Raw genomic sequence first — 14,491 nt, forward strand, 5'->3', positions numbered from 1 at the left:
AGGAAAAACAGATCAATTTTAATATCATACGAAAGATGAAGATTTATCGATTCCAGAAAATACATATTGTTTATTTATATTTAACCTTAAAAATTAATAAATGAGAAATAAGCTATTCAAAGCTCTTTTCCTTGGAGTCATATTATCCGTATCAAGTACTACAAAAGCACAATCTGCTGATCATAAGAAAATGGAATGGTTTAAGAATGCCAAACTGGGTATTTTTATTCATTGGGGAATCTACTCTGTAAATGGAATATCGGAATCCTGGTCTTTTTTCAACAATTATGTCAATCATGAGAGTTACATGAAGCAGCTTGATCATTTTTCAGCTTCAAACTATCAGCCGGAACAATGGGTAAATCTCATCAAAGAATCCGGGGCAAAATATGCCGTAATTACGACAAAACATCATGACGGAGTGTCACTCTGGAACTCACAATCTGAAAATGCTATTACAGTTCCGAAAAAAGCTTTAGCAAAAAAAGATGTTTTAACTCCTTTTCTATATCAACTGAAAAATTCAGGATTAAAAACAGGACTGTACTTTTCTCTTCCCGATTGGAGCCACCCATTTTATGATATCAATACAAGAACTAAAAAGCGTTATGATATTAAAAAAGCCCCACAGCGCTGGCAAAGTTTTGTAAATTACTACCAATCACAATTGAATGAACTTTCCATTCAATACAAACCTGATCTTTTATGGTTTGATGGCGACTGGGAACATACTTCAGAAGAATGGAAAGCTTCACAAACGTTAGACCTTTTAAAGAGCTACAATTCCAATATTATCATCAATTCAAGATTAAATAATCATGGGGATTACGATACTCCTGAACAAGGTATTCCTGTTATAGCACCTCAGGCTTCCTATTGGGAACTTTGTTACACTATGAATGATTCCTGGGGATACCAGCCATATGATGATAACTATAAAACGTCTAACATGATTATTCGTACCCTTGCCGACGTAATCAGTATGGGAGGCAATTTATTATTGGATATCGGACCAAAATCAGACGGAACCATTCCTGAAAAGCAGGCACAAATATTAAAGGATCTTGGACAATGGACATCAAAGCATACCACAGCTATTTATGACACAAACCGAGGAATTCCTTTTGAAAATTACAAAGGGAAATCAGCCTTATCTACATCTGGAAAATCTTTGTTTCTTTATTTGGAAGAAGCGAAAAGTTTCACTAAGATCTACGGACTCGGAGCGAAACCTATTTCTGCAAAAATTATCGGTGACTCCAAAGCTGCTATAAAAATGGATTATAGCCAAGAAAAGACACTAACATTGAATTTTCAGAATACAAAATTTGATAAAGATGTAACTGTTGTTGAAATCAGTTTTGAAACCCTACCTCAGTTTTTGGCAGACTTTAAACAAGAAAAAGCATCTCTACCTGATTTACTGAAGAATCAAAACACACAATCCGCAGTGTATGACATGACAAATGCGCTTCATAGTGGAAATAATGTCACAAATAATTCAGGGCTGACACATGACGGACTTGATATGTCATTAAAAAAGACATCGCAAACAAACCCTGAAACAATCAATTGGATGAGTAAACATGCTGAGGCACTTTTTGAAACTGAGAAAGGATTACCTGACGGACATTACCCAGGGATGAGTGCACTTTCAAAGGATAAGCAAACCTTATATCTTTTTGTTGAAGGAACTCCCACAGGTCCTATCGCATTAAAAGGAATAAAAAATGATATTGCCAGAATAAGAATTGTAGGTGATGGAACGTTGCTGTCCCATAAAATCTACAACAAGCTTTACTGGAGTGACAGACCGGGAATTATTTATATTGATATACCTAAAGAAAGATTGGATAAAAACATGACAGTCATTGCAGTCTTGCTTAATAAACCTCTTGAGCTTTACAGAGAAAAAGTAGGCGCAATTGAGAATAATCTTTAAGACTATTAATTGTCATAAAAAAACAAAATCCGGAGAATGTCTCCGGATTTTTATCTTGTAAGAAAATTTTCTTAGAAAATCTCTCTTCCTGAAAAATGGAACTGAGCTTCGATTAAAGCATTCTCGTCAGAATCTGAACCGTGAACTGCATTTTCTCCGATGCTTCTAGCGAACATTTTTCTGATAGTACCTTCTGCAGCTTCTGCAGGGTTAGTAGCTCCGATTAATGTTCTGAAGTCTTCAACTGCGTTGTCTTTTTCTAAAACTGCAGCTACGATAGGACCAGAGCTCATGAATTCTACTAGCTCACCATAAAATGGTCTTTCAGCGTGTACTTCATAGAATTTTTTAGCGTCAGCAACTGTAAGCTGAGTTAATTTTAAAGCTTTGATTTTGAAACCTCCTTCAGCAATCTTACCTAATATAGCACCGATATGTCCGTCAGCAACAGCATCAGGCTTAATCATAGTGAATGTAATGTTAGACATAAATGTATATTTTTTTAATGGTGCAAAATTACAAAAAATATCTTTGATTTTTATTTTAATTTTTTTTTAACATAAAAATAACTTTTATTAAGAAATCATGAACCAAACTTTGGCACAGTAATTGTTTATTCTATTGCGATTCTCATGTTTAATTTGAGTTTTCATGGTTATTAGTTTTTACCCAGCTTCGGCTGGGTTTTTTATTTTTAAAAAACGAAGCTTTTTTTTAAGAATTTGATAAAATTAAATCCCTTATAAAAACATATCAATATGTTATTATTTACATTTCAATGGATAAAATAATGACCTATTTTTCAAAATATTTTTTCCGGATAAATTCTAAATATGGCAAAAGTGGAGTTATATGTAAAAAATTTCATGACAAAAAGTAGAGTTATTAAAAAATAGATTTTTTTTCAAGTCAAAAAAAACGAAAATTGAAACTTTTTTAAACGCTAAAATTACTTTTCAAAAAGATTTCATTCTATATAAAAAAACAAACCGATCAATATAAACTGACCGGTTATTATATAAATAAGATATATTCTATTATTTTTGAGAAGCTTCTTCCGCCTCTTCCATCAATTTGATATAGGTAGAATAACGCGAGTGTTGAATTTCCCCTGTTTCCAAAGCATCAATAACAGCGCATTTTGGTTCATTGATGTGAAGACAGTTATGGAATTTACATTCTTCTCTCTTTTTGAAAATCTCAGGAAAATAGTGTTGCACTTCTTCTTTTTCAATGTCAATCATTGCAAATTCACGTACTCCCGGTGTATCGATTACGTTTCCTCCAAAATCCCAGAAATGCATCTGTGCAAAGGTTGTTGTATGTTTTCCTTTTAAATGGGTATCTGAAATTTCAGAAGTTTTTAAATTAAGCCCTGGCTGCAAAGCATTCACTAAAGTTGATTTTCCACAACCGGAATGTCCGAAAAATACAGATGTTCTGTCTTTAAGTAATTCCTGAAGCTGATCAAGATTTAATCTGGAATAAGAAGAAATTTCCAACGTATCATATCCTATTTCCTGATAAAGAAACTCGATATCTTTTACAATCTCAATTTCTTCTTCATGTAAAACATCAATCTTATTGAATAAAATTAATGGTTTAATATTATACGCTTCACAACAGGCAAGAAATCGATCCAGGAATCCTAATGAAGTCTCCGGATGTTTCAGTGTGAAAATAAAACAGGCAAGGTCTATATTAGAAGCAATAATGTGTGCTTCTTTTGAAAGGTTTACAGATTTTCTGATGAGATAATTAGTACGTGGATCAATTTTGGTAATCCATGCAATATCATCCTGTTCAAGCTTAAATTCAACGAAATCTCCTACAGCAAGCGGATTGGTAAGTCGTGTTTTAATGAGCTTAAACTTTCCTCTGATTCTGGCTTCGAAAATTTTATTGGTTTCCAATTCCAAAACCTGATACCAACTGCCCGTAGATTTAATGATTTTTCCTTTCATAGATAATGTTAGTGCAAATATAAGGAATTAGGGCTTAGGATTCGGGAAATAGGTTTAAAAACAAATGTTTCACTTTTCCTAAGTCTCAAAATCTAAGCCCTAATTTTTATTATATTCAGAGTTTAGTCTCTGGTGTTTGGGAAATTTTTCCCTTACTCCAAATTTTTTCCCTTGATAAATAATTGACAGATTAATCTCTGTCAATCATAATATTGTTCTGTACTTCAATAGATTCTTCATGAATTGCTTTGAATACTTTTTCAATAAACTCCTGAGACATTCCTGTTTCTTTAGCTTTTTGGTTTGCGTATTCTGTAATTACTTTCCAACGTTCAGGCTGGAAGATTGCAATGTCATTTTCTTTTTTAAGTTTACCGATTTTCTCAGAAATTTTCATTCTTTGAGAAAGAAGTTCAATTAATTGGAAGTCTAGATCAGAAATTAAAGTTCTGTGTCTTCCCATTTCTCCTTCAAAACCTGCTAAATTAGAGCTTCTTACTTTCAGGTTACCGATTAAATCCGCCAATACTTCAGGAGTAATCTGTTGTGATGCATCACTCCAAGCTTCGTCTGGATTACAGTGAGATTCGATGATAGCACCTTGGTATCCTACGTTAAGAGCTTCCTGTGTAATGTCTGCAAGACCTGTTCTGTTTCCACAAATGTGAGAAGGGTCAATCAACATTGGAATATCCGGGAATTGGCTTTTGAAGTCAAGAGCAATCTGCCAGTTCGGGTTATTTCTGTATTTTGTTTTTTGGTATGTAGAGAATCCTCTGTGAATAACTCCTAAGTTTTTAATATCCTGTCCTAAAAGTCTTTCCAGAGCCCCGATCCATAATGCAAGATCCGGATTTACAGGGTTTTTAACGAATACAGGCTTATTAGTTCCCCTTAAAGCCATTGCAATTTCCTGTACTGTAAAAGGGTTTACCGTAGAGCGGGCTCCGATCCAAAGAACATCTACATCAGCTTCCAAAGCAGCAAAAACGTGGTGTGCATTAGCAACTTCTGTAGCCGTTTTAAATCCGTATTCTTCTTTTACTTTTTTTAGCCAGTTCAAACCGATCACTCCTACTCCTTCGAAACCATTGGGTTTAGTACGAGGTTTCCAGATTCCAGCACGGAAAACAGATACATTAGCGTTGGATTCTTTAATTCTCCTCGCTGTTTCAAGCATTTGAGCTTCACTTTCTGCGCTACATGGTCCTGCAATCATTAATGGTTGTGTAAGCTCATTGATCCACTCGTTTTTTAAATCTTTTAAATTCATTATTCTAAATTTTATTGTTTTATATTTTAAATTAGTTCACAGCAATAGCCCTTTGATTATAAAATTTAATTTATAATTCTTTTCAAAAAATGCCGTTCAAAGTTGTTTAAAGGAATCAGGATAATAAAAGGGCTCTACTTTTCCTGTATTTTTTGGAAAGAAATTCAGTTAGCAATACCAATAAAATCGGTAATAGGTTCTGAAATTTCTAAAATAAGAAGCAGAAAAGCTAAAATAACCGCTAAAAAAGTAATTAGCGGGTGCAAAAAAAGACAGATATGTGTTAGTCAGTTTTTCCATTTTTCTTCTGGAAATGTCTTTGTTTTAGCGTTTCTGGTTGTAATTTGTTTTTGTCAAAAACTTAATTTTCACAAAAATCTGTGACAAATATATAAAAATTATGTCAAATCAAACTTCATTAAATCATCTAAATCTTTCAAGAGTGGATTTTTTTCGATGAATTTTTCAAATATTTTTCTTTTGGTAACGACTTCAATCTTCAGATTTTCAACGTCTCTCACGTATTCTATCTCAATCGTATAGTTCTGAACTTTTCTTCTGAAATGATTGAAAAATTCTCCACTCACCTTATCAAATTCTACCTTAGCAGAGTCAGATGGGAACAAAACTTTAATTTTATTCTCTTCTTTCTTCTCCAGTTTAAAGGTTTTTACTGCATTAAAGACGAAAGTATTTTTCATCTGTAACTGTTTCAGCATGATTTTCCATTCCATCTGCAGATCAGTATCTGTAAAATGGTTTTGGGGAAGATTTTCAGTTTTTACAGCAATATTTTCAGTTGTTTCTACTTTTTCTTCTTTATTCAAAAAAGAATTAATGCTGAATCCTGAAGAAATTCCTGTTGGTTTTGATAAAGGCTTATTTGTTGTTTTCTTTATTTCAGCTTCCTGAGTATTGATAGGCTGCACTGATGGCTGTTCCACCTTTATTTCTTTTTTCTCGGGAGCTACTTCAGGAATTTTCACTTCCTGTTTCTCACTGAGAAACGGAGCTAGTATTAGGAATTTTTTTTTTTAGTTACGTCTGAATTAGCAGTCAGCGAAGCCAATTGCATTAAAGCAATTTCAACCGTAAGTCTAGGGTTTTTGGAGTTTTTATAATTAATATCCGCGTGGTTACAGATTTCAATTCCGTCAATTAATTGTTGAGCGGTCCATTTCTGTCCCTGTTCTACAAATTTAGATTTGGTCTTCTCTCCTACTTCAATCAAATCTATCGTTGAAGTATTTTGTGCCATCATTAAATCTCTGAAATGATTTCCTAATCCGGCAACAAAAATATGAGGATCAAAACCTTTTTTAACAATATCATTAAATGCAGAAAGCACTTCCGGAATTTTGTTTTCCTTGGCAAAATCTACAATTTTTAAATATTGATCATAATCCAGAATATTCAAAACTTCGGCAGCTTTTGCCAGCGTAATGTTCTTTTGAGAGAATGTAGAAAGTCTGTCGAAGATAGAAAGTGCATCTCTTAATGCGCCGTCTGCTTTTTGTGCAATCAGATACAGAGCATCATCTTCGTATTGGATATTTTCTTTTTGGGCAATATTTCTTAAATGCCCCTGAATGTCTTCAATGGTAATCCTTTTGAAGTCATAGATCTGGCAACGGGATAAAATTGTAGGAATAATTTTATGCTTTTCTGTAGTTGCCAGGATAAATATGGCATGAGCGGGTGGCTCCTCCAATGTTTTAAGGAATGCGTTGAAAGCGGCAGAAGACAGCATATGAACCTCATCAATGATATATACTTTGTATTTACCAACCTGAGGTGCAAAGCGCACTTGGTCTATCAGTTCCCTGATATCATCTACAGAGTTATTGGATGCTGCATCCAATTCATAGATATTGTAAGCAAAGCCATCTTCTGAAACCGAGCCATCTTTCTCATTGATCTTTCTTGCAAGAATCCTGGCACAAGTAGTTTTACCTACACCACGGGGTCCGCAAAAAAGCAATGCCTGAGCAAGCTGACTTTCTTCAATTGCATGTTCTAAAGTATCCGTAATATGGGATTGCCCTACAACTGTATCAAACTCTTGAGGACGATATTTTCTTGCAGATACTATAAAATTTTCCATTGGTCAAAAATAAGAAATATAGTTTTAATTTGAAAATTAAAAGTTTTCAAATTATCAACAAAAACTTATTTGTACTCAAATTGGAAAACTTTTAATCATTATTTCTTTTTACTGTATGCAAAATCAATCAATTCAACGATAGCCTGTTCAATCTCTTTTCTCCCGTCTTCTGTTTTCAGGTCGATACCACAGAACACGCTTGCATTGTATCCCGTGTAAAGATTAAGGTAATAAGCTCCTGAAACAATAAGAGCCATAATTGCTCTGTGTCTTTTTGCCATACCTTCTCCAAAATAAGGATCTGAGATATTACCGAATAAAACTTCCCCTACTTCTTCACGCTGTTCTACCAGCTTTTTAAGGATTGGTTTGTTTTCAGAAAGCTCCCAAAGAATGATCTTCTGAAGTTCTTTGTTTTTCTTCAGGTTTTCAAACTGGTTAAGTACTACCATTTTGGTAAGTTCATGTCCACCATCGGAATAGTCTACTTCTACGTCCTTATTCACTTGGCTCCAGTAATCCTGAGATTTGATATATTCATCGATCAGTTTATCTGTACTTCCAAAGTACTCATAGATCAATTTTTTATCAAAACCGGCTACAGCGGCAATTTTACTTACTTTTAAACCTGAGTATCCTTTTACTCTTAAAATTTTACCAACTGCAGCAAGCAGTTTCTGCTTTGTTTTTTCTTTATCCCTTATGGGACCCTGCACTACTTTTCTGGGCATAATTTATTATTTTTTCGCAATATGCAATTTTTTATTAATATCATCAAACGCGTTAAGTGTTTTATCAAGATGTTCTTTTTCATGTCTTGCTGTTACACTCATTCTGATACGCGCATCTTTTCTTGGTACCGCCGGATAGAGAATCGGGTTGGTATAGATTCCTTTTTCTATTAGAATCCTACCTACATCTCCTGTCAGATATGGATCTCCAATTTTTACAGGAACAATAGCTGAACATGTAATACCTGTATCCAATCCCAGAGAATCCAGCCCATTTTTGAAATAATTAATATTATCCCAAAGCTTTTGTCTCCATATAGGTTCTTCGTCTATCAGATCAATTGCTTTTACAATTCCTGCTGAAGATGGTGGAGCTGTTGCTGAAAAGATTTGTTGACGAGATTGGAATCTGACGAATGCGGCTATTTTTTTATCCGTAATCACATATCCTCCAAGGTTTCCGAATGTTTTACTGAAGGTACCTGTGATAATATCTACTTTATCAAGCAGATCAGCCTGTTCCAGAGTTCCTCTTCCTGTTTCACCAAGAATACCTACTCCATGTACATCATCCACCATAAGAAAGGCGTTGTATTTTTTCACCAGATCGTAGATCTCATTGATATGTGAAGTGTCTCCATCCTGAGAGTATACTCCATCTACAATAACAAGTTTAGTACGGTACAGATTCTCAGATGTCTTCAAAATGTGTTCCAAAGCATCCAAATTATTGTGAGGAAATGTTTTTTTATTTGTAAAAGCACATCCTTCATATACACTGGCATGTACTGCCATATCTAAAATAGCGAGATCTTCTTTCTGCATCAGGCATTGTAAAGTAGCACTATTTGCCGTATATCCTGTAGTAAAAACTACTGCTTCATCTTCTGTTCTATGAAAGAAACTTGAGATTCTTTTCTCTAAAGCATTATGGTAATCAAAGTAACCACCAATAAGCGGTGTTGCTCCTGTACCTGTTCCATATTTTTCAATTCCTTCAATAGCTGCCTGCTTTACTTTTGGATGTTGTGTAAACCCTAAGTAATCACTAGAAACAAAGCTAACGAATTCTCTGTTTTGGTTTGCAATATTTACATTCAATATTGCGTTTGTTCCTGAAGTATTCTTCAGCCTGTAGTTCATGTGTCCGTTAGACTCTACAAAATCTAAATATTCATAAAATATTTCAGCTCTCTGAGCCATATTACATTCCGGGATATTCTCGAAATCTTTAATAGTTGCTGTTGTAAAATTGATGCTCATCCTTAAATTTGGTTTGTGTGGTTCTAAAAACAAATATATAACTATTTAAAGGGGTTCCGGCGTATAAATAAAATTAAATATTATTAACGACACAATAATTTTATCCATATTATATGAAAACCAAAAGTTTTTACATACCCGAGCTTTTCACCCTATATTTATTAAGTTAAATTAGTTTTTTGTAATGGAAAATTAGTAAAAAAAGTGAACAATAAAGAAATATCAATGAAGAAATAATAAAAAAATGTTAATATTTTTTACAACCATCTCATTTATAAAAGATTATTTTTTATCATTTTCTCATGATGGTCTTATAAAAATGCACTAAAAGGTGAATTTTAAACAAATTTAAATCCCATAAAAGAGAACAGAAAGTTAAAAAAACACCAATATCAAAGGGATCAGAAACTTTTAACTATAATTACTTTTATATTTCCTTGGAAATTTTAAACTTTCCAGGAGTCATACCTGTCATCTTTTTAAAGAATTTCGAAAAGTTGGAAGGATCGTAGGTAAAGGTTCGGGCTATTTCTGCCACAGATTTATCGGAATTTTCAAGCATTTTCTGAGCTTCATGAATGATTTTCTCATCATAAAAGTAACATGGATGTTGCCCTGTTTCTTTTTTAATGGTATCGGTAAGATGTGTATGAGAAACGGCTAACTTGCCTGCGATTTCATTAACTTCCATAAACTCAGAAACTTCCCCTGAAATCACATCCTGGATATGTTTTTCTAAAAAGTCAAAATATTGAGAGGTAATCTCTTTGCTCCTTTTCATTGCGTTTACTTTAAAGTCAGTTGAAATGATAAAATTAAAAATAAGAATTAAAATTGATATGGTGAACTTTTCGGAAAACATCTTATTAATAAAAAAGACCTCTATAAAGAGATCTTTTTCTTAGTGTTTAAATCGTTTGTGTTTTCAGAATCTTTATTTTAATGATAAAGGTTTTCCTCGTTGTAATAATCGTTTGCAAAAGTATGGAAGCTATTTAAGGCGATCAAAAAAAAGATGTAGAAATAACACAGTTTCTTTGTAAAATTTTTACTACAAACATAAAATAAGTGAAAATTACAAACAAACACTTATAAACCTCTATTTTGTGTAACTCAACCTTTTAAGAAGCAATTATCTCTTCTCGAAAGTCTGGCAAAGAAGTATTAAATTTCACTAAATGTAGAAATAATTCTACAAAAACACAGACTAATATCTGCTTCATTATCAATAAACATGGACAAAACTCATAAGAAAACAAATTAAAACATACTGGTTTATCTGTATAATTTCATTATTTTTACAGCATAAAAACAAAACTATTTAACACTTAAAACACAAACGGCAAAAAGAATTAATGATAAAAATTTATTTTCAATCGTTCCTACCCTTAAAAAAAACTTCGACTTGTACAAAAACTATTATTAACCGTTTTTTGCATTAATGCAGAAAACATAGATCAGTTTTGCACATATGAGAATCTGGGCATTGTTTTTTGCTTGCTTATATTTCAACACGTACGGACAACACTATACTTCTACATGGTATAATATTGACAATGGGCTACCACAAAGTAGTGTAAAGGCTATTGTAAAGGATAAGTACGGGTTTATCTGGATTTCCACGGAGAATGGGCTGGTTCGGTATGATGGCAGCTCCTTTATTACTTTTAATAATTTTAAAGTAAACAATCTGCATTTTGGAGAATTTATGGGCGATCCAGCAATGGATAGTATTACGGTTCTCAATAATTTCCAGGAAAACAAAGTTATTATCAAGAATAGATTTCCTAAGCTAACACAGCTTCACAGCAGTGATAAAATAGCATTTACAAAAGGGAATGAATTTATACACAGAGTTGCCAATAATATTCTAGCATGTAATTTTTATAATGACATTCATTATTTTATAAGGCTTAAAAATTCAACATACAGCTTTGGTAAGAAGAATCTTATCATTTATAAGGATGAAAAAGGAGTTGAAACAAGAATAACAATTCCTTTTTCATATAAGGATCTGAATAGTGCCTTTGTCTTTAATGAGGTGCTTTATATTAATGATTTAAAAAACAGGAAAACATATTCTATTGATAGAGGAAAGGTTACCATTGATCATCATCAGAGTCTTTTCAACGATCCGAATACTAAAGTTTACTGGCAACAGATCACTAATCAGACTTTTATTATTAATAACAGTAATATTTATCTGGTAGAGGGAAAAGGGAAAGAGCTAATGTTGAAATTCCTTGTAAAATACAATGAAATAGGAAGCCATTCTTACTGTTCCATGTATTATGGTAAAGAGTTTAACAGACTTTATCTTGGAACCCTGAACAATGGGCTTAATGTTCTGAGACTTTCTAATTTTTATGTTGCCAAAAAGGAAGCTGATTTTTCAAATAATGTTTATTACGCTTCTCTTCCATTCAGCAAAAGCACGATTATAGCTGAAGATGGTACTGAGTTTGGAAAAAACGGTATTGTGAAAAGATTTCCATTTGGGGAAAATGACAATTACCTGATGATGTATGATAAGGAAGAAAATATTCTGATCAGAAAGAGAAACAGTGTAATCAGATTTTATAAAAATTCAGGATATACAAAGAAAGATTCTACCTTTATCAGACAAGGTTTCGAATCATTTTTGAAAAGTGATAATCTTTACGGAGCTTCATTTTCAAATTTCTCGGAAAGTGAGTTATATATCTATAGAAATACTATTTCTTCAAAGCCGGATTTTGTTTTTAATTTTAAAAGTTTTGTAAACACATTTTTGCAGTACAGCGAAAACGAAATTTTAGTAGGAAATAGTGACGGGCTATATTCTGCTGTATTGGGAAGCAAAAAGATCAAACCGGTATTAAAGAACATCCATGTCAAAAGTATTATCAGAACAAAAGACAATCTGATATGGGTAATGACTAATAAGAGTGGTTTTTATCTCTTCAAAGATGGGCAACTGATCAAAATGCCGAATGACAGGAATAATTATCTTCAATCTGCACATTATATTCTTGAAGACCGAAAAGGTTTTTATTGGATCTCTTCTAATAACGGATTGTTTAAAGTTCCTAAAAAACAACTTTTAGACTATATTGAGAATAAGAAGAGTCCCGTATTTTACTACCGTTTTACTAAAAAAGATGGTTTTTTAACTAATGAATTCAATGGAAGTTCTCAACCAAATGCTTATGCTCTGGAAAATGGAGATTTTGTATTTCCTTCCATGGATGGCTTTGTATTCTTTAATCCGGACCATGTAAAAACCTATTATCCGCACAAGTGTAAAATTTATATTGAGAGGGTAAGAATCAACAATAATGAACCTCAGTATTTTCATAATATTCTGGATTTAAAAAACACTTACAAAACGGCTGATATATTTATCGATATTCCTTACTTTTCTAATCTTGAGAACCTTTATCTGGAAGCTAAAATATCTGGAAAAGAAAATTCAGAATGGGAACCTGTACCTACTGGGAAAGAACTTAAATATACAGTCAGCAACCTTGATCCGGGAGACTATACACTGAGTGTAAGAATGGTAGTTTCTCCTGACGGAAAATATGAAGAAAAGTCTATCAAATTTACAATTGAGCCTTTCTTCTATCAAACACTTTTGTTCAGGGTTTCAGCTTCTGTTATTATTCTGATCATTATTACTATAATCGTACAGCTGACCACCAATTTTTTAAGAATAAGAAACAAAGCTCTCAAACAGATTGTACATAATAAAAATTCGGAGCTTAAAGAAACATCCCTGAATCTCGAAGTGGTAAAGAGTGACCTTCGAAAGGAAACGGAATATCAGAAGAAGCTGGTAGAAACAATAAGTCATGATATCACCACTCCTATCCGATTTATTGCAATGCTCTCACAAAAGCTTTATGAGTCCGATGATCTGGAACTACAGAAAAAGTATTTTGACAGTATTTACAAGTCTTCTGAACAGCTTTATCAGTTTACCCTTAATTTAAAGGAGTATACTGAACTTTATAAAGCTGAGAATATTTTTGAAGAAGAAGAGTATTGTGTGAACAGAATTCTGGAGATCAAGAGAAAATTATTCTGTGAAATCGCCAAGGAAAGAGGAACAACAATCATTAATGCTGCTGAAGATGAGGTTTACTCTTCTGTGAATGAGAGTATTTTAACTGCAATTATTCACAATATACTCGATAATGCTGTAAAAAACACTTTTGATGGAAGAATAGTTCTTGATATTAAAGAAAATGAGCGAAAATCTATCATAACAATTACTGATTCCGGAGCAGGAATGTCTGAGGAACATATTGCCGTTTATATGAATTTATTTAAAAACCCTAAATTAGAAACTCCAAGCTTTAAAGGGAAAGGGTTAGGATTACACATGGTGATCCACCTGGTGAAAAAAATTCATGCTGAGATCAGCTTCAGAAAGAATGAACCTAAGGGAACAATTGTAGAGATAACGCTCAACAAAACTAATTTATTATGAATGAAAGAATTTTAATTGCAGATGATCATTATGTAGTTCGGGCGGGAACTGCATTAGTTCTGGAAACTGCTTACCCAAATCTGAACATTGATTTTGCAGAGAACTATGAACAAGTAAAAAAAACACTTACCAACCAGCATTATACACTTCTTATCTTAGATATTGATATGCCTGGAACTCAGTATAAAAAAATGATTCCTGAGCTGAAAGACATACAAAATGATCTAAAAATCCTTGTGTTTTCAGGATATGATAAAGACGTGGCAATACAATACATTCGTGAAGGTGCCGAAGGCTACCTGAGCAAACAAAGCAGTGAAGAGGAAATTAAAAATGCAGTGAAAACCGTTATTGAAAAAGGATATTTTTATCCTTCGGAGCTTATTGGGTTGATCATTCAGAATAAAAGAAATAATCCTGCAGAAAAGCTTTCATCCCGTGAATATGAAATTTTCAAATTATTGGCTGATGGTAACGGAAACCTGGAAATCGCCAATAAACTGAATATTCAGATGTCCACTGTAAGCACCTATAAAAAGAGAATTTTTCAGAAACTTGATGTCAATAATATTGCTGAGCTGATCAAAGTCTATGAGATGATGCATTAATTTTTGATTTTTTAGGATAAGCTCTAAAGTAAACTCCTCTATACTATCATCACCTATCGTAATGATTTAAATAATGATTTTTAGAATTAAAAAATAATCAGGAAATTTACAGAACCTTATTTTCTATGAAAT

General features: G+C 33.0%; 11 protein-coding genes. 3 read left to right on the plus strand and 8 right to left on the minus strand.

The features are described from left to right. The first annotated feature begins 100 nt into the window (after positions 1 to 100). The gene (locus tag BBI01_RS11120; RefSeq protein WP_065394723.1) at positions 101 to 1,942 is read left to right on the plus strand and encodes an alpha-L-fucosidase; all 1,842 of its coding nucleotides are present in this window, start codon (positions 101 to 103) and stop codon (positions 1,940 to 1,942) included. Positions 1,943 to 2,013: 71 nt separating this feature from the next. On the opposite strand, the gene BBI01_RS11125 is transcribed toward BBI01_RS11120, so the two are convergent. From BBI01_RS11125 to BBI01_RS11165, 8 genes are all read right to left on the minus strand, one after another. Next, positions 2,014 to 2,430 carry a nucleoside-diphosphate kinase gene (locus BBI01_RS11125; RefSeq protein ID WP_034687444.1) on the minus strand — a complete coding sequence of 139 codons (417 nt, stop codon included), beginning with the start codon at positions 2,428 to 2,430 and terminating at the stop codon, positions 2,014 to 2,016. A 549-nt stretch (positions 2,431 to 2,979) separates the two neighbouring features. Then, complete coding sequence (rsgA, locus tag BBI01_RS11130; protein ID WP_065394724.1) at positions 2,980 to 3,906, minus strand: ribosome small subunit-dependent GTPase A; 927 nt, start codon at positions 3,904 to 3,906, stop codon at positions 2,980 to 2,982. Between the two features lie 190 nt (positions 3,907 to 4,096). Further along, positions 4,097 to 5,179 carry a chorismate mutase gene (locus tag BBI01_RS11135; protein WP_065394725.1) on the minus strand — a complete coding sequence of 361 codons (1,083 nt, stop codon included), beginning with the start codon at positions 5,177 to 5,179 and terminating at the stop codon, positions 4,097 to 4,099. A gap of 398 nt (positions 5,180 to 5,577) precedes the next feature. Further along, entirely contained in the window at positions 5,578 to 6,165 is a 588-nt protein-coding gene (locus BBI01_RS23075) for a DUF8439 domain-containing protein (RefSeq protein ID WP_228393985.1), read from the minus strand. 32 nt (positions 6,166 to 6,197) lie between these two features. Beyond that, positions 6,198 to 7,283, minus strand: a complete 1,086-nt coding sequence (gene dnaX / locus BBI01_RS11150; RefSeq protein WP_065394727.1) for a DNA polymerase III subunit gamma/tau — start codon at positions 7,281 to 7,283, stop codon at positions 6,198 to 6,200. Between the two features lie 98 nt (positions 7,284 to 7,381). Continuing rightward, the gene (locus BBI01_RS11155; protein ID WP_065394728.1) at positions 7,382 to 8,014 is read right to left on the minus strand and encodes a TetR/AcrR family transcriptional regulator; all 633 of its coding nucleotides are present in this window, start codon (positions 8,012 to 8,014) and stop codon (positions 7,382 to 7,384) included. A gap of 6 nt (positions 8,015 to 8,020) precedes the next feature. Further along, positions 8,021 to 9,277: an aminotransferase class I/II-fold pyridoxal phosphate-dependent enzyme gene (locus BBI01_RS11160; RefSeq protein ID WP_065394729.1), complete on the minus strand. Its 1,257-nt coding sequence runs from the start codon at positions 9,275 to 9,277 to the stop codon at positions 8,021 to 8,023. Between the two features lie 427 nt (positions 9,278 to 9,704). Then, the gene (locus BBI01_RS11165) at positions 9,705 to 10,058 is read right to left on the minus strand and encodes a helix-turn-helix domain-containing protein (RefSeq protein ID WP_065394841.1); all 354 of its coding nucleotides are present in this window, start codon (positions 10,056 to 10,058) and stop codon (positions 9,705 to 9,707) included. A gap of 690 nt (positions 10,059 to 10,748) precedes the next feature. Here BBI01_RS11165 and BBI01_RS11170 point away from each other — a divergent pair. After that, positions 10,749 to 13,751, plus strand: coding sequence for a sensor histidine kinase (locus BBI01_RS11170; protein WP_065394730.1), 3,003 nt, complete (start codon positions 10,749 to 10,751; stop codon positions 13,749 to 13,751). Further along, on the plus strand, positions 13,748 to 14,359 hold the full coding sequence (locus tag BBI01_RS11175) for a response regulator (RefSeq protein ID WP_065394731.1): 612 nt from the start codon (positions 13,748 to 13,750) through the stop codon (positions 14,357 to 14,359). Before BBI01_RS11170 ends, BBI01_RS11175 begins: the two co-directional genes overlap by 4 nt. Positions 14,360 to 14,491 lie beyond the last annotated feature (132 nt).

It is taken from the genome of Chryseobacterium artocarpi (assembly GCF_001684975.1).
Classification (GTDB): domain Bacteria; phylum Bacteroidota; class Bacteroidia; order Flavobacteriales; family Weeksellaceae; genus Chryseobacterium; species Chryseobacterium artocarpi.